The following is a 25,034-nucleotide window of genomic DNA, read 5'->3' as shown; positions in this document are numbered from 1 at the left end:
AGTAAAACAAACAATGAGACCCTGAAACAAGTTCAGGATGATGCAACACTAACTAAAAAATAGGTTTGCTAAAAGTATATTTTTTTAATTCGTTTTTTGAATAAGTAAAAAATGAATATATTTTGAATTAAATAAAGCTCCCAATGACTTGGGAAATGGTTATGAAACAAAAAATAGCAGTAAAAGTAGACGACCTTACAGTAGCATACAACTACAAACCGGTACTTTGGGATATTGATTTAGAAATCCCAGAAGGTGTCCTTATGGCCATTGTTGGACCAAACGGAGCTGGTAAATCAACACTAATAAAATCTATTTTAGGCATATTAAAACCTATAGCTGGTAGTGTAACTATTTACGACAAACCGTATGACAAGCAACGCAAATTAGTTGCCTACGTACCACAAAAAGGAAGCGTAGATTGGGATTTCCCAACCACAGCTTTAGATGTTGTTACCATGGGGACTTACGGTAGTTTGGGTTGGATAAAACGTCCAGGACAAAAAGAAAAGAAAGCAGCACTAGAAGCTTTAGAAAAAGTAGGCATGCTACCCTTTAAAAGCAGGCAAATTAGTCAATTATCAGGTGGACAACAGCAACGTATATTTTTAGCACGAGCACTAGTGCAAAACGCGTCAATCTATTTTATGGACGAGCCTTTTCAAGGTGTTGATGCCACCACAGAAATTGCAATAATTAATATTTTAAAAGAATTACGTAAAGCGGGAAAAACAGTAATCGTAGTACATCATGATTTACAAACTGTTCCAGAATATTTTGATTGGGTTACTTTTTTAAATGTGAAGAAAATTGCAACAGGCCCAGTAAAAGACATCTTTAATGATGATAATCTAACCAAGACTTACGGTATTAACTACAAAGTAAGTATTCAAGAATAATGGATTTACAAGAATATTTTTCTTTAGTCTTTAGCGACTATACATTAAGAACCATCACACTAGGAACTGCTATTTTAGGAGCAGTAACTGGTATGCTTGGAAGCTTTGCTGTACTAAGAAAACAAAGTCTACTAGGAGACGCCATATCACACGCAGCGTTACCAGGCATTGCAATTGCCTTTTTAATAACAGGCGCAAAAGACAGTAACACTTTACTTTTAGGCGCTTTAGTAAGCGGTTTAATTGGAACCTTTTGGATTAGAAGCATTGTCAAAAAAACGCACTTAAAAAGTGACACAGCCTTAGGGCTAATTTTATCTTTGTTTTTTGGGTTTGGAATGCTATTGCTAACCTTTATACAAAAACAACCCAACGCAAATCAAGCTGGTTTAGACAAATATTTATTTGGTCAAGCTGCAACATTAGTAGAAAGCGATGTATGGCTAATGGCAATTGTTACGGGATTGTGCTTAATTGTTTTGCTTTTATTTTGGAAAGAATTTAAAATCTTACTATTTGATGCAGACTATACCAAAACCTTAGGATTTAACACAAAATTTATCGATATATTAATTACTAGCTTTATAGTATTAGCTATAGTTTTAGGCTTACAAACCGTTGGTGTTGTATTAATGAGCGCGATGCTTTTGGCTCCTGCTGCTGCTGCACGACAATGGACCAACAGTTTGTCTAAAATGGTGTTTTTAGCAGCAATTTTTGGTGCGTTTTCAGGTGTTTTTGGTACAGCAATAAGCGCAAGTCAAACTAATCTATCAACTGGACCAGTTATTGTTTTGGTAGCTTCAGTATTTGTGGTGTTCTCGTTTGTGTTTTCGCCAAGTCGTGGGTTATTATTTAAACAAATTAGATTTATTAGAAATCGTCGTGATTTAGAACTTCATAAAACCTTAGCGTTTATGCATAATATAGCTGAAACACACGATAATATTTCGCATCCCCACGCGGTTAAACTATTAAATAATTTTCAAGGGTTTACGCGTAAAACACTTCAAAAGTTAGTCGAAAAAAATTACGTAACACTAGATGGAAATATGTGGAGTTTAACCGAAATTGGTTTTACAACAGCCGCAAATTTATACACTAAACAAACTACAGAAGATGAATAGTGCTCAAATAGAAATACAGTTAATTGCAAGTTTAGTTGCTATTGCATGTGCTATTCCTGGAACCTTTTTAGTACTTCGTAAAATGGCAATGATCAGTGACGCCATAAGCCATTCTATCTTACCCGGTATTGTAATTGGATTTTTTATCACACAAGATTTAAATTCGCCTCTGCTTATTGTTTTAGCTGCCTTTACAGGAGTAATAACCGTGGTTTTAGTAGAATATATTCAAAAAACAGGCTTAGTAAAAGAGGACACTGCCATAGGATTAGTTTTTCCGGCTTTGTTTAGTATTGGTGTTATTTTAATTGCTAAAAACGCTAATGACGTCCACTTGGATGTTGATGCTGTTTTGGTTGGAGAACTAGCTTTAGCGCCTTTTGATAGACTAATAATTTCAGGAGTAGATATTGGCCCAAAGTCGTTATGGATTATCGGAACTATTTTATTAATTACAATTACATTGTTAATTGCCTTTTTCAAGGAACTTAAAGTTAGTACATTTGACAAAGGATTAGCCGCCTCTCTTGGCTTCTCTCCTGCAATTATACATTACGGGTTAATGACAGTGTCTTCTGTTACCACAGTAGGTGCTTTTGACGCTGTAGGCGCCATATTAGTAGTCGCTTTAATGATTGCACCTGCTGCAACCGCATACTTATTAACTACCAATTTAAAAAAGATGTTAGGTTTAGCTATGTTTTTTGGCGTATTTAGTGCCATTTCTGGCTATTGGCTAGCACACAAATTAGACGCTTCTATAGCAGGATCAATTACCACAATGCTTGGTTTGTTATTTTTAGCAGTGTATTTATTTGCACCAAATAAAGGTGTAATAGCAGTTATGTATCGCGAAAAACAACAACGTACAGAAGTAAGTCTTTTAACTTTTTTATTGCACTTAAAAAATCATAACGAACTTGAAGAACGTCACGTAAATCATTTACGCGAGCATATAAATTGGCATAAAGTAAGAGCGAAAAATGTTTTAGAATTAGCTCAAAAAAACAACATGATTATTATAGATAATAACATTGTTTCTTTAACCAAAAAAGGAGATGCATTTACCTCTAAGGCTATTGACTATATTATTACCAATGAAGATGCTCAGATAGAAGATATGAAAGACGATTTCTTTTTGTTTAGAGGGTAGAATTATTACCTTTAATATATGAGACTATTTTTTGCGCTATGCTTTTTCACACTCTTCTTTTCATGTAATAATGAAAAAAAACATTATGGTGACTGGATTTATGATTGGAGCACCTCAATAACAGAAGATGGAGATGTTCCATCTCGTGTTAAAATCAGCAAAGATTCTATAAAGTTTAGGTATCTCTATTTTGATTATTGGAGTTCTTTTCCTGTAAAATTCTCAAACAATAAGTTAGAATTTGACGGTTTAAAATTTAAAACTAAATTTGATAAAGACACTCTTATTTTTAATAAACACTTTAGAGTATTCAAAACAAATGACACTATAGTAAATAGTGAATTTTTACGTGAAGATAATTTTGTAAGTATTAATTTACCTAAAATAGATTCAGACTTTACAAAATATAAAATCTCTAATATTACTTATATAATTAAATATGGTCAGAGAAGAGATAACAAACAATACTCACTATCTTAACGATAAATACTCAAATTTTAAAGATTTAAAAAGGTTTTTATATGATCATCATGGAAAGCATGATTATAAAAGCTCTATCCTTCTATTTTGTGATAAAAATGCAAAAATGCTTGAAATTGAAAAGATGCTTTGCTGGTTTCAGTATATGAATAAACTTAAAATAGCATTGGTTAATAACATCAATATAAATTTTGATAAACACGAACCATTTTACAGTTATGAGACATTGAATCCTAAGTTACCTCCTGAGATTGAAAACGATAAATATTTTTCTAAAATAACTAGTAATTTAGCTCCACCTCCTCCTCCATTTTTTTTAATTAAAGAATCAAATGTTTTAATATTAAAGCTTAATAAAAACAAGATTTTTAATAACAAAAAAGAGCTTGATATTTCAGAATTAAAAGCTTTAATAGAAAAAAGTATTAGAGGAGATAAGTTAATTATTTCTCTTTATGATTTAGATTCAGACTATAATTCATTTATGAAAATGAACGCAACTATTAATCTGTGTTATAAAAATATTAGAAATGAAAATGTCTTATTAAAACACAAAAAAGCATTTGATGAATTAAGTATTGAAGAACAAAATTCCATTAAAAAAGAAATACCAAATAAGTCAATTTGGAATTACTCAATTCCTCATTTTAATAGCTTGATTGAAGAAAACGGAAACTTTTTAGGTTTAAATATTAATACTATAAATTAAAATCCTTATTTAATTTTCGTAATTCTGTTTTTAACTGGTCTAAACTAACTTCTTTAAAGTCAATGTCTAACTCTGAAATCGCTTCAACTTTAGCCTCTTTAAGTCCTAAATACAATCTATCATCAACCTTTTTAATAGCAACTAAAACAACAACTTCATTTGCTGTAACTGTGCCAAAATCGTAACTATCATTAACGTTTTTACTTGGTAAAATCGAGTTTAAAGATTTAAAGACCATCTTGACATTTGCACCATTAGCGTTTTTAATTTTAAGTTTAAATTTGATGGCGTTTTTACTGCTTCCTATAAAACGATCGCAATTAATCCAACCTAATTTTGAGCCATAAAAAACATATCTAGACACATCGCTAGATGTAACTGTCCCAACTAATCCTGTAGTAGTGGAGTCTCTGCTTTTTATTCGTTCTTCAAATTTTCTCTCAAAAGACGTTTTGTCTTTTACAGTTATAAGACTTGGGTTGTTTTTTGTGCTACCATCTACAGTAAATTGAATAGGTAATCCATAAGGTACAATAACCGGTTTACCACGTTGTGTCCCTGGTTTTAACTTTGGAATTAATTTTAAAACTCTAATGGCTTCATTAGCCAAAGCAGTATTGGCAGCTGAAGCTTGAATATCTATTACGTCACCATTTTTATCAATGTTAAAATACGTTCTAATTTTATGCTTTCCTGATAGGTTTAACTCTTCTGCCAACCCAGTATCAAAATTTTTAGACACTAGGTTTGATAATGCTTCTTTGAAGCATTTGATTTTTTCTGTATTAGTACTATTTTCGCAACCAGGAAATGTTGGCACTACTTCTACAACATCTATTGGCACTTCTACATCTTCGACTTCTTCCAAAAAAACCACTTCCTCAGAAGTTAAAACAGTAGTGGTTGTATTTGGTTTATTTTCTAAATTCCAGTTCACCCCTGCATTAGTTTTTTCTCCTAAAAAAAGTTGCATACCTCTTTTCTTGTTGTTTGCAGGGAATTTATATTCAATTAAACTTCCTGATTTTAATTGTAACTGGCTATTATCTTTAAAAGCTTTTACATACAACATTCCACCAGTTTCTAATTGTTTGTCATCAGATTTGGTGGTTAAATTAGCCAGTAACATATCAGACAATTTGTAATATTCTGTAACTTGTAATGCAACAATACCCCTAGCTAACTTACCTGTTTTAGCATCTACAAAACATTTAGCAGGAATACTTAAAACCGTACCTTCTTTACAGGTAATAATCGTTTCTTTTTCAGTATTAATTTCTATAATCTGTGGTGTTTTTTTTACTGAATTATAAAACGAAACAAAGCTTTTCCTTGTGTTTTTAGATGTTTTTAAAACTTCAACGTCTTCTTTAATCGAAACTACATTTTCCTGTTGCACTTTAGCTAATTTTACTTCTGAAACTGCTTTTTGACGCACAACCGTTTCTTTAATTATTAAAGTATCATTAACTGGTTTTAGTGTTGTTAGTTTAGGAAATTTAATATCAAATTCTGTTTTAGTAAAAGAACCTAAGTTTTCTGACAACACAGTATCTGTATAAATATGAGACCCAAATTGTCTTGTCAATACATCATTAAAAATAGTTTTTTCCGTTTTTCTAATAACTACAAATTTGTGTTTTGAAGAGTCCGTTAGTATTACTGAAGTTTCAGTTCCAATACGTTTTTCATTTTGAAAAGACTCTAATTGATTCTCATTATTTAATTGATTAAAAAACAAACTATAACACAAAAAAAACAGTCCTAAAACCACTATTACCAAACCTATAATTTTAAGCCACTTTGTCTTAATATAACTGCGCTTAGCAGATGCTATTTCTAATTTTAATTGTGTACGTTTTAAGCCTTCAATAAAAATTAATTGCTCTTGGTAAAGGGCAATAAACTCTGGATTAGATTCTAATTGATTTTCAAAATTTAAACTTTCAGTTGCAGACAATTGCTTGTCTATGTATTGATTGATTAATTCTATTTGCGAGATATGATTTTCCATGATTGTGCCGAATTAAGATTGGGTATTATTTTGATAGATGTCCTTCGCTTTTTTCAAGCACTTGTACTTTTGGTTTTTAGCCACTTTTTCTGACTTAAATTGCATCATCGTTGCAATATCAGAAAAGCTTATTTTTTGTACATAAAACAGTTGTAACAACTGTTGACATCGTTCTCCTAATTCGCGAAAAGCGTTCTCGGCAAAGCGATACTTTTTTTCTTCTAATACATGTTGAAATATTGAGACCTCGTTATCTTTTAAATCGTGAAGTTCTTGAGTAGTAAATTTGGTTTGCATGTCCTTCCAAACAAACCTGGATACGGAATACAAGTAAGTGTAAAATGAAGCGGTTAATTTAAAATCGGACTGTTCTAAATTACGGTTGAGGATAATTAATGCTTCCTGAAACACATCTTGTGCGTCAGACTTTTTTCCGCCTTTGGATAAGACTAGTTTTTCTATTCTAGGATATAAACTATATAGTTGATTAAACGCTTTGTCACGTTGACCCGTTTTAAAGAATTCTAATATTTTTTTATCATTCATAAAATATCTTTACTCTTTAATGGTCAAAACTTAAAAAGGTCTCCTCCATTTTTTTTCATTGCTTACAAAGTAAAGCAATCCATCTATTCGGCAAAAAAGATTGCCACGTCCTGCGTCCTCAGAATGACAGAGAAGTAAGCAAGTAGAAAATAAAACTATTTAGTACTCACTTTTTTTTTTAAAATTGTCTTTCATCCTGCAAAAACTCATAAGCCTTTTGGACCTGCTTAAATTTTTCTTCGGCTCCTTTTCTATGCTCTTCTCCTAAATGCTCTACACGATCTGGGTGGTATTTTTTAGCCATTTTACGGTAAGCTTTTTTGATTTGATCTGTAGTTGCTGTTTTGTCTATTTCTAAGATTTTATAAGCATTATCGCTACTGTTATAAAACATGGCTTTTATACTTGAATAATCACGACTACTAATGCCTAAATAATTAGATATTCTTTGCACTTGATCTTCCTCATCATCCGTAACCATGCCATCTGCTTTTGCTATTCCGAATAGAAAATGCAATAATTGCAAACGCGATGCGTGATCCATCATTTGTTGGATTTGAGCACAAACATCTCTTGTTGACACGTTTTGGTTACTTATACTTTTAAATAATTTGAAGGCTTTATTTGCACGATCTTTACCATAAAGCTCTACAAATTTACTACGTACAAAATCCAATTCGCGTTGATCTTGTACACCATCTGCTTTTATAATTACAGAGGCTAAAATTAGTAAACTAACTTCAAAATCTCCTGAAGTTGTTTGTGCGCGACGCTGTTGCTGTGTTCTGTAATTTGGTTTTGTCCTATAATTAGGCTGACGTCTTTGTTGTGTATTAGGATTTCCGTCTCCTAACAAGTTTCCTTTACCTGCCATAGCATCTCCTAAACTACCAAGCGCCAAGCCTATAATAGCTCCAATTGGCCCACCTAATGTCCATCCTAAAGTTGCGCCTATCCATTTTAATCCAGCCATAAATATTGTTCTAATTTTAAAAAAGTAAATATACTACTTTGTTAGTATACTTTAAATCTGATTTGTTACTGATGCAACTAGCATGGTGCGTTAAGGATGGAGCGGTCTGTCTGAGCTCCTCGCAGAGAGCGAGTAGCGATAGCCTGACCTTATGACACCATAAGTGTTATAAGGTAACGCCATAATAATTTTTGCACGGTTTTTGATTATCTTTGCACGAGATAGATTTATAAATAAAAAATTACAAGAATATGTATCCAGCAGAATTAGTAAAACCAATGCGTGAGGACTTAACCAAAGTAGGTTTTGAAGAATTACATACAGCTGAAGCAGTTAATACTGCCATTGCAAAAGAAGGAACAACTTTAGTAGTTGTAAATTCAGTTTGTGGTTGTGCAGCAGCAAATGCAAGACCAGGAGCATCAATGAGTTTAGCAAATGACAAAAAACCAGCACATATTGTAACGGTTTTTGCAGGTGTTGATAAAGAAGCAGTTGATCAAGCAAGAGCGCACATGGTACCTTTTCCTCCAAGCTCGCCATGTATGGCATTGTTTAAAGACGGAGAATTAGTACATATGTTAGAGCGTCACCATATTGAAGGAAGACCTGCAGAATTAATTGCAGAAAACCTTATGGATGCTTACAATGTACATTGTTAAGATACTTCTAGAGCAAAACATTAGCTTTTTTTAAGCTAAGTATTACAGAAAAACCACGTTTTTTAAACGTGGTTTTTCTATTTTTGGGAGATAGATTTTTTAACAAAAAATGAGAAAACTTTTAGCATACCCATTATCATGTATTTATTACCTATTTTTTGGGTTGTCTTTACTTGTTTTTCATCCTATACAATGGTTTTGTTTTAATGTGCTAGGTTATAAAGCACATAAAACAAGTGTAGACCTTTTACAATTTTGCTTAATGCGTTGCGTAAACCTTTTAGGAACTACCCATAAGTTTACCAATCCATACAATTTAGATAATTCGCAACCTGTAATTATCGTATCTAATCACCAAAGTATGGCAGACATACCGCCAATGATGTGGTATTTTAGAAAACACCACGTTAAATTTGTAAGTAAAAAAGAGTTAGGTAAAGGATTACCTAGCGTCTCTTACAACTTACGCCATGGTGGTTCTGTTTTAATTGACAGAAAAAATCCAAGACAAGCTATTGTTGCCATTAGAAAATTTGGAGATTATATAGAATCTACAAATCGCGCTGCGGTAATATTCCCAGAAGGCACAAGAAGTCGTGATGGCAAACCAAAACCATTCCACACAAAAGGCTTAGAAACGTTAATAAAATATATCCCGAGCGCTGTTATCATACCGGTTACCATAAATAATTCTTGGAAAAACTTACGTTATGGCAAGTTTCCTTTAGGAATTGGTAATAACATAACATTTACCGCGCATAAACCGGTAAAACCAAGTGAATTTAGTGATACACAAAGCTTACTAGACCACATAGAATCTACTATTAAAAACAGTATTAAAATATAATATTATGTCATTAAAAAATGTAAGATTAGAGGTGATGTCTTATCTAGAAAAAGATATAGATTCTTTAATAGAAAAATATTTAATACCTGTCGAAAAAATTTGGCAACCTTCTGATTTTTTACCAAACTCTGAAGGGCCTAACTTTTTTGAAGAAGTAAAAGAAATCAGAGAATTATCTAAAGAGTTACCTTATGATTTTTGGGTAGTTTTAGTTGGAGATATGATTACTGAAGAAGCATTACCAACTTACGAGTCTTGGTTAATGGATATTGAAGGTGTTGAACAAGACGGAAAAAACGGTTGGGCAAAATGGATTAGACATTGGACTGGCGAGGAAAACCGTCATGGTGATGTGCTTAACAAATACTTATACCTTTCTGGACGTGTTAACATGCGCGAAATAGAACAAACTACGCAGCATCTTATTGCTGATGGCTTTGATATTGGTACAGCAAGAGACCCTTATAAAAACTTTGTTTACACTAGTTTTCAAGAGCTAGCAACCTACGTGTCACACAATCGTGTTGCAAAATTGGCTAAAGAAAAAGGGAATAAGCAATTGTCCAGAATGTGTAAAATTATTTCGGGAGACGAGATGAGACACCACCATGCTTACAGCGAATTTGTTGAGCGTATTTTTAAAGTGGATCCTAGTCAAATGATGTTAGCATTTCAATACATGATGAAACAAAAAATAACAATGCCTGCTCATTTTTTAAGAGAATCTGGAGGTAAAGTTAGCACTGTTTTTGACGAGTTTTCTAACACTGCACAACGTATTGGGGTTTATACCTCTATGGATTATATAGAGATTTTACAAAAACTAATCAAGCGTTGGGAAATTGATAAAATTACGGACCTAAATGACGAGGCTGAAAAGGCACGTGATTATTTAATGAAACTTCCAAGCAGAATGTTGCGTTTGGCAGACCGCATTAAAATACCTGAAAACTCTTACCAATTTAAATGGGTAGAACCTGCAAAATTATAACAGATGTCAAACCAAGCATTAATTGAAGCGACAAAAACCTTTGTAAAGGAAACTTTAAAGGATGCTGAAGGTGGACACGATTGGTTTCATATAGAGCGCGTTTACAAAAACGCGCTTTTAATTGCAAAAGGCGAAACAGTAGACCTGTTAGTTGTTACCCTTGGTGCATTACTTCATGATATTGCAGATAGTAAATTCCATAATGGAGATAGTACTATTGGTCCAAAAGTAGCTGGTGCTTTTTTATTAAAACACAATGTAGACTCCGCTACCATTAATCATGTTATAAAGATTATTGAAAACATATCCTACAGCTCTAATATAGGCACAGAAAACGCATTTAAATCTATCGAGTTGGACGTTGTGCAAGATGCAGACCGATTGGATGCTATTGGCGCTATTGGTATTGCACGCACCTTTAATTATGGTGGCTTTAAAAACAGAGCACTTTACAATCCAGAAATTAAACCAAATTTAAATCTGACTAAAGCGGAATACAAAGCTTCTAACGCACCGACAATTAATCATTTTTACGAAAAACTGTTACTTTTAAAGGATATGATGAACACCAAAACCGGTGGGAAAATAGCAAAACAAAGACACCAATACATGGTTGACTTTTTACAGCAATTTGATGCTGAATGGGAAGGAAAAAGGTAACTATCTAGTTTTCTTTAGCAACTTCTAATGCTGTAATTTTATATTCTAAAATAGACATCTCCTCTCCAAAACTAATAATTTGATCTGCTGTTAAATTACTATTCAAATTTACTGCATCAAGAATTTGTTTCTGTTTTTGACCGTAATAACTTAATGCTATTTCTATTTTATCATCCATCTCTTTTAGGTGTTATTTAATGTACCATTGACTTAATTTCGTTTCTGTATTTTGAGGCACTTTTACCAACCACCTCATTAAAGACTTTATTAAAGTGAGAGAAGTTATTAAAACCACATTCAAAACATATATCGGTAATACTACTTTGACTTTCGGTTAATAATTTAGTGGCATAAAATACGCGATACTCGTTAACAAACTGTGTAAAGGTTTTACTTGTTACTTTTTTAAAATAGCGACAAAATGCAGGTACAGTCATACTAACCTCATCAGAAATCTGATCCAATGTAATATGATTCTGAAAATTTTTGTTCACATATTTATAGATCTTATCTATCTTATCTGTGTCTTGTGGTTGTGTTTCAAATACGTAACCATTTTCATTTAAAACCGTATAATCATCTGTCAACGCAAGCAATTCTAATATTTCAAGCAACTTAGTCACACGCTTTATACCTTCATATTTAGGCAATCTTTCTATTTTAGGACCAACTACTTTTTTAATTTCTTGTTTATATAAAATTCCGTTTTTAGCGCGCTCTAATAATTGCACGATGTTTTTCATTTCTGGCAAAGCATTTAAAGATTCGCCTAAAAATTGAGGATGAAACTGGACTAACGTTTCTTTTCCTTTAGAAGTTAAACGATCTGTAAAACCATTGTGAGGTAAATTAGATCCAATAAGAATCAATTGACTATTATTAAAGTAAGATAAGTGATTACCAATATGTCTACGCCCTTTTCCTTTATTAACATAAACCATCTCTACCTCAGGATGAAAATGCCAAAACGCCTCGCTACGCTTACGTTTTTTGGTTTTTTGGACCGCAATTATTGAACTACCAAATGTTGGTGTTATTTTTTTTAATGTAGGCTTTGTATTCAATAGTAAAATGTTTCTGCAAAATTACAACATATCGCTTTATAGTTATATGCTAATTTAGCACTATTGTGTGTTATTTTAACCTATAACGTTTTCGTAAAACCTCATCTTGTTAATATAGCATACAAACTTACCAATTCTCTTGTTATTAGAACTCCTCTTCTATTCTAACTTTGCACCCATAATCATTAAAACGATTTATTATGAAAAAATTTACAAAACACATTTTAGCTTTAGCAATCGTATTTGCTACGCTAAGCAGTAACGCAACAGAGATCGCTTTTTTATCTAATGAAGAAGATGGTAAAACAATATTAATGTTTGACAATGTTAGTCAAGGTGACCAGTTAATGGTTAAAGATGCTTTTGGACTAATTCTATACAAAGAAGCTATTCTAGAAAATGGTAAGTATAACAAGTCTTTTGACTTAACTACTTTACCTGACGGAAACTATATTTTTGAATTAGATAAGCAAAATCAAATTAGAGTTTATCCTTTTACAGTGGATGCTACTGTAGTAACTTTTAATAAAGCACAATTAACTGTAGTTAATAAGCCTAAAGTAACTAGCAAGGATAATACGATTTATATTACTGCACAAAATTTAGAAGCTGCAGATTATACAATCGAAATATTTTATGATAGCGCAAAAAATGCAAACGAAAAGATTTATTCTGAAACATTTGAAAACACAACAACTGTTGGGAAAAAATTTAAGCTTTTAGAAGATAAAGACGAAACGTATGAGGTTGTTGTTACAGCTAACGGAAGATCATTTATATCGACATTCAACTTTTAATAATATCATTGCCCCAAAACAATAAAAAAGACGCCCTAGAGCGTCTTTTTTTTATACTATAACTTTCTTAGAAATTATTTTCCAGGAAAGGCTGCTTTACGTTTTTCTAAAAAGGCTGTTGTACCTTCTTTAAAATCTTCGGTTCCAAAACAAGCACCAAACTGCTCTATTTCGATATTAAAACCATTAACACCATCAGTATAATTAGCATTTACAGCTTGAATTGCTTTGCCAATTGCTACTGACGAGTTTCTCATTATTTTACTCGCAATCTTTTCCGCTAACGGTATTAACTCCTCTTGAGTTACTACGTGATTAACCAAACCGTAACTTAATGCTGTTGCAGCATCTATCATACCAGCTGTCATAACCATTTCCATTGCACGTCCTTTACCTACTAATTGCGGTAAACGTTGCGTACCACCATAACCAGGTATAACCCCTAAGCTTACTTCTGGTAATCCCATTTTAGCATTATCACTTGCCACTCTAAAATGAGCTGCCATAGCTAATTCTAAACCTCCTCCAAGTGCAAAACCATTAACTGCTGCAATTACTGGTGTGCTTAAATTTTGAACAAAATCGAATAAAACCTCTTGTCCTTTTGCTGCTAACTTCCCTCCGTTTTCAACAGTGAAATTTGCAAACTCGCTAATATCTGCACCAGCTACAAACGCTTTTTCACCGCTACCTGTAACTATAATTACTTTAGTGTCGGCATCTTTATTAGCTGCATCAAAAGCTTCATGTAATTCAAAAATAGTGGCTTTGTTTAAAGCATTTAATTTTGACGGTCTGTTGATAGTAATGGTTGTTATTCCGTTTTGTGTACTACTAAGTATGTTTTCGAAATTCATAATATTTGTTATTTATTATTTCCGCTACAGCGAAAAAAATTATTTTAATTCTTTAGGAAAGGCTACTGTAAATGTTGTTCCAATATCCGTTTGTGTTACAAAGGTAATTGTTCCTTGATAAGTTTCTACTATATTTTTAACCATTGCCAACCCAAGCCCCATACCACTGGACTTAGTTGTGAATTTAGGCTCAAAAACTTTAGATCTATTTTCTTCAGCAATCCCATTTCCGTTATCCGAAATAGTTATCACTACTTCATTTTCATTTTCAAAAACATTAACTAAAATCTGAGGTGTTTTATGATCCGGAATAGCTTGAATACCATTTTTAACCAAGTTTGTAATTACTCTAATTAACTGCGTACGATCTAGTTTTGCAATAATTTCATCTTTCTCAGGATGAAACTCGATGTAATCTTCATTAAAAATATCCAATGCTAAATCCACAACTTTTACTACGTTTAGCATTTCTTTTTGCTGCGCTGGCATTTTTGCAAAGTTAGAAAATGCACCTGCTATAGCACTCATAGTATCTATTTGCTGAATTAAAGTTTTACTATACTCGTCTAACTTTCCAATAATCTCTGGATCTTCAGGGTTAAACTTACGTTGAAAGCTTTGCACTGTTAATCGCATTGGCGTCAATGGATTTTTAATCTCGTGCGCGACTTGCTTAGCCATCTCTCTCCAAGCTTGTTCACGCTCACTTTTAGCCAATTTAACAGCACTTTCTTCTATTTGATCAATCATACTATTGTATGACTTTACAAGTGTTGCTATCTCTTCCGTGGTGCTTTCTATTTCAATTTTTTCGTTACGCTTTTCAAATCGGGTTTGATTCATTTTGTCACTAATAGTCTTCAGTGTTCTGGTAATGTATTTTGACAAAAAGTAAGCCAATGCAATTGCAATAATTAACATTAAAATGTACGTGTAACCTAGACGCTCAAAAAACTCGTAAAGTTCTCTTGATAAAAAATCATCATTTTCTAAATAAGGTAAATTTAAAATGGCTAGAGGTTTAAATTTCTGATCGGTTATATACGTATAAGATGATCTAAAGTTTTCCCCTTTTTCTTCTCTAAGCACAACATGTTTATGCCCAGCACTTTGAGATAACTTATTTAAAATATTAGCATCAATACACCCCTCTATAGTATCTTGAGGCAAACTAGCTTTTGAAGAAATTAGCAACGTCCCTTCTAAATCGTATAAATTAAGTTTAAGCCCATGGATATCCGCAATTTTATAGATTTCGTCTTTAAAAATTAAAGGTAATTTTTCTGGAATAACCTCAAAAGTGGTTTCCCTAATAACAAAATCTAAGTGTCTTTTTATATTTTTTTCTTTACGTTCTAATCGTTGTTCGTGGTAATCTTGTGTTTCTTCAGAATATTGATATGCTGCTACCAATGCAATTAAAATGGACGCTAAAAGCACCAAGAAAATCATTGCAAAAAATATACGAAGACGTAAGGAGAGTTTAGATATTTTCATTGTTTAAATATAGCAATAATCAAACCAAAAACAGACAGATGGTATTATGTGATAACTATGCGTTTGGATTTTTATCCCTAATACGCTTATAAACCTTAAACCCTATCATTAATAATAGACCTAAAACAAAAATAGCGATAACACCAAAAATCCAATTTATAGCACTTTTTAATATCACTAAAAAGACAACTGCAAATAAAATAAAGGTTGCCCCCTCATTATACATACGCATAAAATTAGAGGTTTTTTTAACGACATCGTTTTGTAATTGCTTAAAATAAACATGCGTTTGAAATTGATATAAAAACAATAAAGCAACAAACGTAAGCTTAACATGCATCCATGGTTGCTGCAACCAAAAAGGTTGTAATATTAATAACCAAACTGCAAAAAGAGTAGCTAATATAGCACTTGGCCAAGTGATAATAAACCACAATCTTTTAGCCATTAATTTAAGCTGAACTCCTAAAATTTCTTTATCCGGAGACGGTTTATGAAATGCCTCTATTTGATACACAAATAATCTAGGGATATAAAATAAACCGGCAAACCAAGTGACTACAAATATTAAGTGTAGCGCTTTTATGTAATTGTAATACTCCATTAGTCTTGAACAAATAAATAATTAAGTTGTTTTGCGTTAAACGCGGAATTAAAGCCTGTAACCTCATCCGTAATTAAAGTATTAAAAGACTTTAACTGTGTATTAATTTTAGACGTTAATTGGTTTTTTACTGCTATATCTTGTTCGGTTGGCGCAAAATCTCCCATTCTAACTAAGGCGTTTAGATGCCCTAATTTATTGGTCAATCTAATAGGGAAATTTAAAGGATCCTGCCCACTCTTGTTTTTTGTTTGGTATAATGCTTCTTCAATTTCAGTAAATTTAGCCTTTAGACTTTTAGCTTTTTCTAACAAGTCTTTTAAACTATCATCATCTTTATATTGTGTTTCAAAAGCAGTTAATTGCGCACTGACCTTTCGCATTTTTTTAATGGCTTTGTGCGCATTATCTATGGTGTTATTTATATCCTTGATAAACACAAACTGTTGCTCCATATCCTCTTGCGTACTTTCTGAATTTGGATTAGCAACTATAGTAAAAGGTTGCAAAACATTAGAACCGTTGACATTTAAATCAACCTTATACGTTCCCGGTGCAGCTTTTGGACCTTCTAAACTTGCCCACCATAAAATCATTCCGTCTAACTTTTCAGCCCCGTCATAAGTCATATCCCAAACAAATTGGTTAAGTCCTTTTTTTACGTCTAATTTATCTTTCTTTTTATTTTTAGTAGACACCGTTTTAATAGTATTTCCTTTTGCATCAAAATAAGTTAAACTTACTGTATCTCCGTCTTTATAATTTTTTAAATTGAAATACGTCATTACTCCATTTGGATGATTTGTACCACTTGTATTATTATTTTTAGAAGAACCACCACGCATTCTATACGTTGGTTTAGGCTGATACAATTGTACGTCACTATAACTAGATTTTGACATTTGATGAATCACTGATAAATCATCCAAAATCCACAAGCTACGACCTTGGGTAGCAACTATTAAATTATTGTCTTTTATTGTCAAATCTGTAATAGGAACAATTGGTAAATTAAGCTGAAATGATTGCCAGTTTTTACCATCATTAAATGACACATACAATCCAGTCTCTGTTCCAGCATACAACAATCCTTTTTGTTTTGGGTCTTCACGAAGCACTCTTGTAAAATGCTCGTCCGGAATACCATTTGTTATTTTTTTCCATGTGTTACCGTAATCCGTAGTTTTATACAAATACGGTGTAAAATCGCCAGTTTTATATTTAGTCCCTGCCACATAACAAGTCCCTGCGTCAAAATTACTTGGCTCTATACTATTTATCATCATCCAATCTGGCATGCCTTTAGGCGTAACGTTAGACCAGTTTTTTCCGCCATCCTTGGTAACGTGTATTAATCCATCATCACTACCAACCCAAAGCAAACCTTCTGTTATAGGAGACTCCTGTGCTGCAAAAATGGTACAATAATACTCTACAGATGTATTATCTTGAGTAATTGGTCCTCCAGAAGATTTTAATTTTTCTGGATCATTTCTGCTTAAGTCCGAGCTTATAATTTGCCAAGATTGCCCTTCATTTTCTGTAACATGTACATGTTGCGAAAAGGTATATAATCTGTCGGGATTATGTTTAGAAAAAATAATTGGAAAATTCCACTGAAAACGATATTTCATACCCTCTGCGCCATGACCCATTGGGTTATCTGGCCAGACGTTAATTGCCCTAACAGTACCGGTACGATGATTTTTTCGGGTTAAAAACCCATCATAACTACCACCATAAATAATATCATTATCCTCTGGATCTACTGCAATATGCGCAGACTCTCCTCCTGCTGTATCCTCCCAATCGTCTTCTGTAATGGACCAACCTTCCGTACGATGCGGAATTCTGACAGTAGAATTGTCTTGTTGCGCAGCGTAAATACGATACGGAAAATGGTTATCTGTAGTCACACGATAAAACTGCGATGTTGGTTGGTTGTGGTATGTGCTCCAAGTTTCTCCTCCATCATAAGTTACTTGCGCTCCTCCATCATCACCAATAATCATTCTATTTGGGTCCTCCGGAGCAATCCATAAATCATGATGATCACCGTGCGGTGCGTTATAAGTATCAAAAGTCTTTCCGCCATCCGTACTTTTATGGTAACGCACGTTTAAAACATAAACAGCATCTACGTCTTTGGTGTCCGCATACAACCGCGTATAATACCAAGCGCGTTGGCGCAGTTTACGCTCGCTGTTAACTTGCTTCCAAGTTTCACCTCCGTCATCACTTCTATATAAACCCCCTTTATCTTTGTTTTCAATAATTGCCCAAACACGTTGGCTATTTAATGGCGATACTGTTACGCCTATAATTCCTAAAGTCCCTTCTGGAAATCCATTGTTTTTAGAAATCTCAACCCATGTTTCTCCTTTATCAGTACTTTTCCATAATCCAGAACCTGACCCACCAGAACTTAAACTGTAAGGCGTACGTTGCACACGCCATGTTGATGCATACACTATTCTTGGATTGGTTGGATCTATTATTAAATCTACAACTCCTGCTTGATCGTTTACAAATAATGTTTTTTTCCAAGTAGCACCACCATCTGTACTTTTATACACACCACGATCTTGAGTAGGTTTATAAATATTACCTAAAACACCCGCGTAAACCACATCATGATTTGTAGGATCTATGACAAGCCTAGGAATATGTCTTGAGTTTTTTAAGCCAGAGGCTGACCAAGTTTTTCCAGCATCTACACTTTTAAAAACACCATATCCCGAAGATACATTACCACGAACTGTTTTTTCTCCTCCTCCAACATAAATGACATTTGGATCACTTTTTGAAACCGATATTGACCCAATACTTCCTCCAAAAAAACCATCTGAAATATTATTCCAATGACGTCCACCGTCCAAAGTTTTCCATATTCCACCTCCAGTTGAACCAAAATAATACAAATTAGGTTGGTTTGGTACACCTGTTACAGCTGCACTTCTTCCGCCACGAAAAGGCCCCAATAATCTATATTCTAAACCAGAATAATCAGATGGGTTTACAGTTTGTGCGTTGGATACGGATGAAAGTCCTATTAAAAAAAGAAATAATAGTGATTTTAAAGTATTCATTTTAAGGTTGAATTAGGTTGCGAATAGTAAAAATAAGAATTATTACGCTTGTTATACGTCCTTATTTAAATTTAACTTAACCTCTCTTCTTAAAAAATAGGCGGTAACAATGGTTGCTAAAACATCTGCAATAGGAAATGATATCCAAATACCTAGCTCTCCAAAATATAGAGGCATAATATACATTAACGGTATAAAAAATATAGCTTGTCTTGTTAAGGTTAGTAATAACGCTGGCAATGCTTTTCCGACTGCTTGAAAATAAGCCGAACCAATTAACTGAAGGGCCAATATTGGGACCGCAGCAAACGCCAAACGCATATTATTTGGTGTGTTATTAATTACGTCTTGGTCTGTAGTAAACCATCTTGTAATAATTTCTGGAAAAAACATTAACGCAATAAAAACTAGAGTCCCTAGTATTGTTGCATACTTAATAGCTGTGTAAATGACTTCCTTAACACGATCATATTGTTGTGACCCAAAATTATATCCCGCAATAGGAATAAATCCTTGAGTAATACCAAATACAGGAAACAAAGCAAACATGCTCATCCTACCAACAATAGCGTAAGCAGTGATAGACGTTTCTCCGCCATAATCAAACAACGCATTATTTACCAATAAAAAAGTAACACTAACTACTGCCTGTCTTGCCAAGGTAACAAACCCTAAGGCTCCGATTTCTGACACGATATTTTTTTGTAAATAAAAATGCTTTAAATTGATTTTTAACTCTGAATTAGAAGATAAAAAATACCAAAAAATAAATAAGAAAGAAACGATATAAGATCCCGTTGTTGCCCACGCAGCACCAGCCATACCAAAGTCTAAAATGCCTATAAAAATGTAATCCAAAACTAAATTACCAATAGACGGAATTAGCATCGCATACATGGCAAACTTAGGCTTGCCTTCTGCACGGATAACAGTGTTACCCATCATTACAAACGCTAAAACAGGAACACCATATAAAATAATTTCGTAATACACTTTAGCGGGTTCGTAAATATTACCCTTACCACCAAATGCCGGTATTAGCTGCTCTACAAAATAAAGTCCAAATGCCGCAAAAGTAACCGTAAACAAAAGCGTTAACGAGATTTGATTACCAAACGTTTTGAGTGCTTTTTCTTTATTATTAGCACCTAAAGCACGAGAAATAATGGAAGATCCTCCCACACCAATACTCATCCCCAAAGCAGCAATAAAAAATGACACAGGCAAGACTACGTTAATAGCCGCAATTGCTGTAGACCCAATCCACTGACCAACAAAAATAGTGTCTACCAAAATATTTAGCGACATTACCAAAATACCAATAGAAGCTGGCACTGCTTGTTTAATCAGTAGTTTGCTAATGGTTTCGGTTCCTAAATTTGAAGATTTACTAGTCTGCATTATACTTTAACAGGCGTTTCTGCCCACTTATTTATCCATTCTGCTAATAATTTAACCCAATTAGAATCCGTATTTAAACAAGGAATAGTTGTAAACTCCTTACCGCCTACTTCATGGAAAATTTCTTCTCCTTCCATAGCAATCTCTTCTAATGTTTCTAAACAATCACTTACAAAAGCAGGAGTAACAATAGCCATCTTTTTTATGCCCTTTTTACCTAAACGCTCAATAGTACGATCGGTATAAGGTTGTAACCATGGATCAAAACCTAACCTAGATTGGAATGAAGTTGAGAACGTGTTTTCTTCCAAGCCTAAATATTCTCCTACCAAACGCGTTACCTCTTTACATTGATGTCTGTAACAAAACTCATGCGCTTTACTTGCTGTTTCACAACAACTACCATCTATCTTACAATGTCCGTTAGTAATGTCGCTTTTTCTAATATGACGTTCTGGAACACCGTGGTAAGAAAACAATAAATGTTCGTAATCCTTGTCTTGTAAATGCCCTTTTACAGACTCTGCTAACACTTTTATGTAATCTGGTTTATTATAAAACGCAGGTAAACTATCTATTTTTAAATTAGGAAAATCTGCTTGTCTAACCTCTTCTGCTAACACCAAAATAGTTTCGGTAGTTGCCATTGCAAATTGTGGATATAACGGAATTAAAAACACCTCATCCACACCTTTATCAACTAATTCTTGCAAGCCTTTTTTAATAGTCATACTACCGTAACGCATAGCCAAAGCTATTGGTAATTCTGTATGATTTTGAACTTGATCCTGTAACTGCTCTGACAACACAATTAATGGAGAACCTTCTTCCCACCAAATTTTCTTGTAAGCTTTTGCACTTTGCTTAGGCCTTGTATTAAGGATTATCCCTTTAACTAATAATGTTCTGGCCCAAAGCGGAACGTCAATAACACGCTCGTCCATTAAAAATTCACCTAAATATTTTTTCACATCTTTAGGTTCTGGACTTTCTGGAGAACCAAGATTTACAAGCAATACGCCTTTTTTCATGTCTATTTCTTTTTCAAAAACAAAAATACAACACTAAATTTTATTATGATTAAAAATTAATCTGTTCATCATATTTAAATCCTATTAATATATAGGCAAAGCCTTTTAAATAAAAATTAGTTTAATATATTTACAGATAGACACCCTAAAACTATATGAAACAAATTATCCTTGCACTATTCTGTGTATTTTCAATCACTACGTTTTCTCAAAACCAAAACCAAAGTCTTCTTTGGGAAATTTCTGGAAAAAACCTCGACAAACCCTCTTATATCTATGGCACCATGCACGTCAGTGCAAAAGTTGCCTTTAGATTAGACGATGTGTTTTTTGACGCCTTAGAAAAAAGCGAAAGTGTTGCATTAGAATCTGACCCCTCTACTTGGTTAGCTTTTAATTACGAAACAACAACACTAACACCACAAAACTACAGTCAGAGTTATGATAAAAACTTCTACTCTAGCCTTTTTGGATTAGAACATCCTGAAGAAACCGCTATTAGAGGAAGTATTAGATCTGATAACAGAATGATTAATGGGTATTTATACAGAAAAGATGGCTATGCTGATAACTTTGAAGAAGAAACTTACTTAGACATGTTTATTTACCAAGCCGGTAAAAAGAAGAAAAAAAACATATATAGCTTAGAAGATATTGAGGAATCTCGCTACCTAGTATCCAAAGCACAACGTAATGCTAGAAAAAGCAAAATAGACCCATGGTTAACTAAGTTATACGAAAAAGAAAACCCTTATTTAGTTCAAGAAAACACATATAGAGATCGTAATTTATCGCTTTTAGACTCTATTGGAGCTGCCTCTAACACAGAGTATTTTAGAGAAAATATGTTATATAAACGTAATGCCAATATGGTACACGTTTTAGACTCTTTAATGCAATCTCAAACAGTATTTGCTGGTGTTGGCGCGGCGCATTTGCCCGGTAAAAAAGGAATGCTAAAAATGCTAGAAGACGAAGGTTACACAGTAAAACCATTGGTTTCTAAACAATCTAGCGTTGCTCAGACTAAAAAAGAACAAATTGAAGATTACATTGCTCCGACTGCTATAAAAACAGCCAGTACCCCAGATGGGTTTTTGACTATAAAAGCGTTTACAGATTTATATGAATTTTATTATAGTGGGCAAAAATATTATATCTCTCCAGACATGACTAATGGTGCCTATTTAACTATTAGCCGATTTAATACTTATGATTATTTACCAAACGAAAAAGAAATATCGCTAGACAGATTAGATAATTTTTTGTTTGAAGATATCCCTGGTGATATTATAAAAAAGGACGTTTTAACAAGCCCTTATCCTGGTATTAGTATATTAAACAAAACCAAAAAAGGAGACTACCAAAAATACCATATTTACAAAACCCCTTTAGAGGTAATTGTTATCAAATTTGCCGGTCAAAAGGATTATGTTTTAAAAAATGAAGCGCCTATATTTCATTCTATTACATTTAAAACACCCCAATCTGGGTTTGACACGTTTACATCTACTTACAACAAGTACCAAGTTAACTTTCCTAAATACTACACTACAGATAACATCCAAAATGCGGGTCAAAAACTAATCCAAGGAACCATTGGTAGTGACTATTACTTTTTAAAAGAAGTTGCCTATAACGACGTGTATTATATTGAAGAAGACAAATTTGAAGCCAAGTTTATTGTCACTAATTTTTATAAAGATTTTGAAATCGAAGACTCCAATGGTCAATATAAAAACAACAAATACTACAGTTATGAAGGTGTTGCTAAAAAAGACTCGACGTCAACTGAAAATATTCATTTAAAAAGCATCGTAAAAGACGGTAGCTACTTTTTAATGGGTTATGTTGGACAAACAGAAAGCAAAGCAACAGACTTTTTTAATTCTTTTAAATTTAAAGACGTACAACAAGAAGGCTTTGAAAAAATTATAGACACGTCTTTACATTTTTCTGTAATCACAAACACAAAAGCATCGCCTCCTTATGACTATTATAGTTATAGCAAACCTAAAGATTACGAAGAAAAAACAAAACGCACCACATACTATTCTAAATCAAACGAACAGGTTTTTATTACCAGATTAAAATTTCATGACCTACAGATGTATAAAAATGTAGATAGTTTATGGAATGAGATTGACAGCGAAATAAAAAAACTAGAAGATATTGATGGATTTAAAAAGTACATCGTCACTGACAAAAAGAAATACAAAAAAGACGATCAGTTTTTTTATGAATACACTTTAAAAGACTCGCTTAGTGCAAAAGCAATTTTAGTAAAAAACATACTTAAAAAAGGCGCACTTTTCGAAATAAAAAGCCTGACGGACACACTTTCTAAACCATCAAAATTTGTCACTAGTTTTTACGATACTTTTCAGCCAATAGACACACTATTGGGAGAATCCGTGTTTAGCGATAAAACAGAACGCTTCTTTACTGCGTTGCGCGAAAATGACAGCATTGTATTTAAGGCGAAAACAAAAATTAAGTTTAACAAATCAAACGCAAGCACGATGATTGACTTAATTAAAAATTTCGAATTCCCAGAAAACAAAGAAGACTTTAAAACCTTTTTAATTTCGGAATTAACAGAACTAGAAGACCCAAGAACAGATGCCTTTTTAAATCAACTTTATGTCGAGTCTTATTCAAAGCCAGACATTCAGAACACCATTTTAAGGTCATTATTAAATAAGCCTACCAAAAAGTCTTATCAAACATTTTTAACACTACTAAACAAAGACTTACCGTTAAGCGGATCTATAAGCTCTATGTTTTACAACTACAAAGACTCGTTAGCGCTTAAAAAAACACTCTTCCCTGATTTGATGGAATACACTTCTATTGAAGAATACAAAGAGCCAATCTACGAGCTTTTGGCAAGACTAAAAGACAGTAGCGTTATCAAAACAAAGTCTTATAAAAAGTTTAAAAAACAACTTATTAAAGATGGTAAAATAGAAGTAAAACGTAGTTTAGGCTCTAAGTCAAAATACAATTACAGAACCTATAGCAGTGCTTTATATGCGTTTGTAAAACTTATATTTCCGTTTAGAAAAGAAGCCGAAGCTAAAAACTTTTTTGATAAGCTATTAGATAGTGACAATGTATCTGCGCTAAGTACCTATTACATCTTACTAGAAGAAGCCGGAGAGCCTATTCCTGAAAAACTTAAAGAAAAAACTATTGATGACTATAAAAATCAGGCAGCATTGATAGATAAAATGTATCGTAAAAAGCTATACAAGCCATATATAGCTCAGAAAGTTAGTCAAGAAATGTACGCTAAATCTACATTATTTGCCAACACAACAATAGAAAAGGAGCGTGATTCTATACACTTTTTAGGCAAAAAAGTTTTTAAAACAGATGATGATAAAGAAGGCGACATGTACTTCTACATGCTTGTAAAAAAAGAAGATAAAGACGAAACCAAACGTTTTTATTACGCTGGTTTTTTAAGGCAAGAAGAAACGGACCGATTACAAACAGAAGTCTATTATGACTCTGGGTATAGCGGAAATTATATTGACGAAAACGAGGAGGAAGACAAACTAATAAAAGATGTTTTAGATCTGGTTATTCATAAAAACCGAAAACGTCTAGACGACGGAGGATACTAAC

Annotated in this window: 22 protein-coding genes; 11 read left to right on the top strand and 11 right to left on the bottom strand. The window is 33.2% G+C overall.

The window, feature by feature from the left end:
- The first annotated feature begins 161 nt into the window (after positions 1–161).
- The 5 genes from CXF54_RS06240 to CXF54_RS06220 are packed head-to-tail and all read left to right on the top strand — an operon-like array spanning position 162 to position 4,368.
- Complete coding sequence (locus CXF54_RS06240) at positions 162–899, top strand: metal ABC transporter ATP-binding protein (RefSeq protein ID WP_090837394.1); 738 nt, start codon at positions 162–164, stop codon at positions 897–899.
- Positions 899–2,026 (top strand): metal ABC transporter permease, encoded by a 1,128-nt coding sequence (locus CXF54_RS06235; RefSeq protein WP_101202881.1) that lies wholly within the window; start codon positions 899–901, stop codon positions 2,024–2,026. The genes CXF54_RS06240 and CXF54_RS06235 overlap by 1 nt, the downstream gene beginning before the upstream one ends.
- A complete protein-coding gene (locus CXF54_RS06230) occupies positions 2,019–3,179 on the top strand; it encodes a metal ABC transporter permease (RefSeq protein ID WP_101202880.1) in 1,161 nt (386 codons plus the stop codon). The genes CXF54_RS06235 and CXF54_RS06230 overlap by 8 nt, the downstream gene beginning before the upstream one ends.
- 18 nt (positions 3,180–3,197) lie before the next feature.
- Complete coding sequence (locus tag CXF54_RS06225) at positions 3,198–3,659, top strand: hypothetical protein (RefSeq protein ID WP_101202879.1); 462 nt, start codon at positions 3,198–3,200, stop codon at positions 3,657–3,659.
- Positions 3,619–4,368: a hypothetical protein gene (locus CXF54_RS06220; RefSeq protein WP_157823405.1), complete on the top strand. Its 750-nt coding sequence runs from the start codon at positions 3,619–3,621 to the stop codon at positions 4,366–4,368. The genes CXF54_RS06225 and CXF54_RS06220 overlap by 41 nt, the downstream gene beginning before the upstream one ends.
- Here the strand turns inward: CXF54_RS06220 and CXF54_RS06215 are convergent.
- From CXF54_RS06215 to CXF54_RS06205, 3 genes are all read right to left on the bottom strand, one after another.
- Positions 4,358–6,382: an energy transducer TonB gene (locus CXF54_RS06215; protein WP_101202877.1), complete on the bottom strand. Its 2,025-nt coding sequence runs from the start codon at positions 6,380–6,382 to the stop codon at positions 4,358–4,360. The genes CXF54_RS06220 and CXF54_RS06215 overlap by 11 nt on opposite strands.
- Positions 6,383–6,394: 12 nt before the next feature.
- Complete coding sequence (locus tag CXF54_RS06210; protein WP_101202876.1) at positions 6,395–6,928, bottom strand: RNA polymerase sigma factor; 534 nt, start codon at positions 6,926–6,928, stop codon at positions 6,395–6,397.
- Positions 6,929–7,106: 178 nt separating this feature from the next.
- Positions 7,107–7,901 (bottom strand): J domain-containing protein, encoded by a 795-nt coding sequence (locus tag CXF54_RS06205; protein ID WP_101202875.1) that lies wholly within the window; start codon positions 7,899–7,901, stop codon positions 7,107–7,109.
- A 251-nt stretch (positions 7,902–8,152) separates the two neighbouring features.
- Between CXF54_RS06205 and CXF54_RS06200 the strand changes: the two genes are divergently transcribed.
- The 4 genes from CXF54_RS06200 to CXF54_RS06185 all read left to right on the top strand — a co-directional run bounded on the left by CXF54_RS06200 (position 8,153) and on the right by CXF54_RS06185 (position 11,061).
- On the top strand, positions 8,153–8,563 hold the full coding sequence (locus tag CXF54_RS06200; RefSeq protein ID WP_090837321.1) for a BrxA/BrxB family bacilliredoxin: 411 nt from the start codon (positions 8,153–8,155) through the stop codon (positions 8,561–8,563).
- A gap of 109 nt (positions 8,564–8,672) precedes the next feature.
- Positions 8,673–9,410: a lysophospholipid acyltransferase family protein gene (locus CXF54_RS06195; RefSeq protein ID WP_101202874.1), complete on the top strand. Its 738-nt coding sequence runs from the start codon at positions 8,673–8,675 to the stop codon at positions 9,408–9,410.
- Positions 9,411–9,414: 4 nt separating this feature from the next.
- Positions 9,415–10,401, top strand: a complete 987-nt coding sequence (locus CXF54_RS06190; protein ID WP_101202873.1) for an acyl-ACP desaturase — start codon at positions 9,415–9,417, stop codon at positions 10,399–10,401.
- A gap of 3 nt (positions 10,402–10,404) precedes the next feature.
- Complete coding sequence (locus CXF54_RS06185; RefSeq protein ID WP_101202872.1) at positions 10,405–11,061, top strand: HD domain-containing protein; 657 nt, start codon at positions 10,405–10,407, stop codon at positions 11,059–11,061.
- Positions 11,062–11,065: 4 nt separating this feature from the next.
- Here CXF54_RS06185 and CXF54_RS15785 read toward each other — a convergent pair whose 3' ends face one another.
- Together CXF54_RS15785 and CXF54_RS06180 are read right to left on the bottom strand one after the other, a co-directional pair.
- The gene (locus tag CXF54_RS15785) at positions 11,066–11,239 is read right to left on the bottom strand and encodes a hypothetical protein (protein ID WP_198551044.1); all 174 of its coding nucleotides are present in this window, start codon (positions 11,237–11,239) and stop codon (positions 11,066–11,068) included.
- A gap of 16 nt (positions 11,240–11,255) precedes the next feature.
- Complete coding sequence (locus CXF54_RS06180) at positions 11,256–12,125, bottom strand: AraC family transcriptional regulator (protein WP_090837315.1); 870 nt, start codon at positions 12,123–12,125, stop codon at positions 11,256–11,258.
- Positions 12,126–12,325: 200 nt separating this feature from the next.
- Here CXF54_RS06180 and CXF54_RS06175 point away from each other — a divergent pair, with 200 nt between their 5' ends.
- Entirely contained in the window at positions 12,326–12,922 is a 597-nt protein-coding gene (locus CXF54_RS06175) for a hypothetical protein (RefSeq protein ID WP_090837314.1), read from the top strand.
- Positions 12,923–12,996: 74 nt separating this feature from the next.
- Here CXF54_RS06175 and CXF54_RS06170 read toward each other — a convergent pair whose 3' ends face one another.
- The 6 genes from CXF54_RS06170 to hemH are packed head-to-tail and all read right to left on the bottom strand — an operon-like array spanning position 12,997 to position 21,401.
- Positions 12,997–13,779, bottom strand: a complete 783-nt coding sequence (locus CXF54_RS06170) for an enoyl-CoA hydratase/isomerase family protein (RefSeq protein WP_090837312.1) — start codon at positions 13,777–13,779, stop codon at positions 12,997–12,999.
- Positions 13,780–13,818: 39 nt separating this feature from the next.
- Complete coding sequence (locus CXF54_RS06165) at positions 13,819–15,276, bottom strand: sensor histidine kinase (RefSeq protein ID WP_090837311.1); 1,458 nt, start codon at positions 15,274–15,276, stop codon at positions 13,819–13,821.
- Positions 15,277–15,331: 55 nt separating this feature from the next.
- A complete protein-coding gene (locus CXF54_RS06160) occupies positions 15,332–15,880 on the bottom strand; it encodes a CopD family protein (RefSeq protein WP_101202871.1) in 549 nt (182 codons plus the stop codon).
- Positions 15,880–18,969, bottom strand: a complete 3,090-nt coding sequence (locus CXF54_RS06155; protein ID WP_101202870.1) for a VPS10 domain-containing protein — start codon at positions 18,967–18,969, stop codon at positions 15,880–15,882. Before CXF54_RS06155 ends, CXF54_RS06160 begins: the two co-directional genes overlap by 1 nt.
- A 51-nt stretch (positions 18,970–19,020) precedes the next feature.
- Complete coding sequence (locus tag CXF54_RS06150) at positions 19,021–20,370, bottom strand: MATE family efflux transporter (protein WP_101202869.1); 1,350 nt, start codon at positions 20,368–20,370, stop codon at positions 19,021–19,023.
- Positions 20,370–21,401 (bottom strand): ferrochelatase, encoded by a 1,032-nt coding sequence (gene hemH, locus CXF54_RS06145; protein ID WP_101202868.1) that lies wholly within the window; start codon positions 21,399–21,401, stop codon positions 20,370–20,372. Before hemH ends, CXF54_RS06150 begins: the two co-directional genes overlap by 1 nt.
- Before the next feature lie 155 nt (positions 21,402–21,556).
- Between hemH and CXF54_RS06140 the strand changes: the two genes are divergently transcribed.
- The gene (locus CXF54_RS06140) at positions 21,557–25,033 is read left to right on the top strand and encodes a TraB/GumN family protein (RefSeq protein ID WP_101202867.1); all 3,477 of its coding nucleotides are present in this window, start codon (positions 21,557–21,559) and stop codon (positions 25,031–25,033) included.
- Position 25,034: the final 1 nt, after the last annotated feature.

It is taken from the genome of Olleya sp. 1-3, assembly GCF_002836085.1.
GTDB classification, from domain to species: domain Bacteria; phylum Bacteroidota; class Bacteroidia; order Flavobacteriales; family Flavobacteriaceae; genus Olleya; species Olleya namhaensis.
This window is presented reverse-complemented; position numbering and strand designations above follow the sequence as displayed.